The 2,069-nt window shown below is 52.4% G+C and carries 1 tRNA gene and 1 rRNA gene; both read right to left on the bottom strand.

Features of this window, described 5'->3' with window-relative positions:
- Window positions 1–11: 11 nt before the first annotated feature.
- A tRNA-Ala gene (locus I2E77_RS13495) sits at window positions 12–87 on the bottom strand.
- A 260-nt stretch (window positions 88–347) separates the two neighbouring features.
- Window positions 348–1,862: ribosomal RNA gene (locus I2E77_RS13490) — 16S ribosomal RNA — on the bottom strand.
- Window positions 1,863–2,069: the final 207 nt, after the last annotated feature.

Genomic DNA, 2,069 nt, shown 5'->3' with positions numbered 1-2,069 from the left:
CGTTCTGCCCGTGGTGGAGATAAACGGGATCGAACCGTTGACCTCCTGCTTGCAAAGCAGGCGCTCTCCCAGCTGAGCTATACCCCCAACTATTTGGTTGTTCACTCAGGTGTTCTACCTTCGTTTATTTCCTCTTGAAAGCTCTCTTCCGCTTCGCCTCTCTCGCCTCGGGAGCAGGCCATTTCTGTCCCGCCTCTCTCAGCTTCCCACTTCCTGCCAGCTTCCTGGCGGGCCGTGCGTCAAGGCTCAGCCTTGAAGGGCCTTCAAAATTAAACAACGTTTTGAAATGTTTCCGTAATGCCTGACCTTGGATTAGATCAGTCTTCCAACCAATCGTTTCTCCATAGAAAGGAGGTGATCCAGCCGCACCTTCCGATACGGCTACCTTGTTACGACTTCACCCCAGTCGCCAATCCTACCTTCGGCAGCGTCCCCCTTGCGGTTAGACTACTGACTTCGGGTATTACCGGCTCCCATGGTGTGACGGGCGGTGTGTACAAGGCCCGGGAACGTATTCACCGCGGCATGATGATCCGCGATTACTAGCAATTCCAACTTCACGTAGGCGGGTTGCAGCCTACGATCCGAACTGGGACCGTTTTTAGAGTTTTGCTCCACTTCGCAGTTTTGCTTCTCTCTGTTGACGGCCATTGTAGTACGTGTGTAGCCCAGGTCATAAGGGGCATGATGATTTGACGTCGTCCCCACCTTCCTCCGTTTTGTCAACGGCAGTCCTATTAGAGTGCTCTTGCGTAGCAACTAATAGCAGGGGTTGCGCTCGTTGCGGGACTTAACCCAACATCTCACGACACGAGCTGACGACAACCATGCACCACCTGTCTCTGCTTTCCCCGAAGGGCACCTAACGTATCTCTACCTCGTTAGCAGGATGTCAAGACCTGGTAAGGTTCTTCGCGTTGCTTCGAATTAAACCACATACTCCACTGCTTGTGCGGGCCCCCGTCAATTCCTTTGAGTTTCAACCTTGCGGCCGTACTCCCCAGGTGGATTACTTATTGTGTTAACTCCGGCACGGATGGGGTCAGACCACCCACACCTAGTAATCATCGTTTACGGCATGGACTACCAGGGTATCTAATCCTGTTTGCTACCCATGCTTTCGTGCCTCAGCGTCAGTTAAGGCCCAGCAGGCCGCCTTCGCCACTGGTGTTCCTCCCGATCTCTACGCATTTCACCGCTACACCGGGAATTCCGCCTGCCTCTACCTCACTCAAGACCCACAGTTTCAATAGCAGTTCCAGGGTTAAGCCCTGGGATTTCACTACTGACTTGCAGATCCGCCTACGCACCCTTTACACCCAGTAAATCCGGACAACGCTCGCTCCCTACGTATTACCGCGGCTGCTGGCACGTAGTTAGCCGGAGCTTCCTCCTCAGGTACCGTCATTATCTTCCCTGAGGACAGAAGTTTACAATCCGAAGACCTTCTTCCTTCACGCGGCGTTGCTGCATCAGGGTTTCCCCCATTGTGCAATATCCCCCACTGCTGCCTCCCGTAGGAGTCTGGGCCGTGTCTCAGTCCCAATGTGGCCGATCAACCTCTCAGTCCGGCTACCGATCGTCGCCTTGGTGGGCCTTTATCCCGCCAACTAGCTAATCGGACGCGAGTCCATCTTTCAGCGGATTGCTCCTTTGATCGCTGTACCATGCGATACTACGATGTTATGCGGTATTAGCATCCTTTTCAGAATGTTATTCCCCTCTGAAAGGCAGGTTACTCACGCGTTACTCACCCGTCCGCCACTAACTTGAGGGAGCAAGCTCCCTCTCGTCCGTTCGACTTGCATGTGTTAGGCACGCCGCCAGCGTTCGTCCTGAGCCAGGATCAAACTCTCTAAAAATTGTATTTAATCGCCCCAGAGGAGCGTTTAAATCTTTAGAGTTTTGAAAAGCTCTATCTCGATACACTAACGTGTATTCCAGTTTGTTGAGTCTGGATTCTCAATTCGTCCGAAAGTTCCGTTCACATCCTTTCGGATGTTCCCGTCTCTCTCAAAGTCATTACGGGTCCTTCATTTCGTAACGTTGTTTAATTTTCAAGGTCCTTC

The sequence above is a fragment of the Anaeromassilibacillus sp. 1001302B_160321_C8 genome (assembly GCF_015554745.1).
GTDB lineage: Bacteria > Bacillota > Clostridia > Oscillospirales > Acutalibacteraceae > Anaeromassilibacillus > Anaeromassilibacillus stercoravium.
The sequence above is the reverse complement of the archived record's forward strand: the minus strand, read 5'-3'. Positions and strand labels throughout refer to the sequence as shown.